Below are 249 nucleotides of genomic sequence, written 5' to 3' on the forward strand. Positions count from 1 at the left end.
GGGCTATAGCGGCTATGACCGCAATGCGCCGGCTTATACGGCCGATGAGATCGCCGCTGAACGGCAGGCCTTTCCCGTCGTGAAGGAATCCGTCGAAGTCGGCAAGCGCGAAGTGCAGACGGGCGGCGTGCGCGTCTATTCGCGGGTGACCGAAACGCCGGTGAGCGAATCGGTGAATCTGCGTGAAGAACACGCGAACATCGAGCGTCGGCCGGTGGATCGTCCGGCGACGGTGGCGGATCTGAAGGA

The 249-nt window shown here is 63.5% G+C and carries 1 protein-coding gene; it reads left to right on the plus strand.

Annotated elements, in window-relative coordinates; translation table 11 throughout:
- The coding region (locus tag NCT32_RS26745; protein WP_250490637.1) for a DUF2382 domain-containing protein at positions 1-249 on the plus strand (249 nt) is incomplete at both ends.

The sequence above is a fragment of the Caballeronia sp. INML2 genome, from assembly GCF_023631365.1.
Taxonomy (GTDB): Bacteria; Pseudomonadota; Gammaproteobacteria; order Burkholderiales; family Burkholderiaceae; genus Caballeronia; species Caballeronia turbans.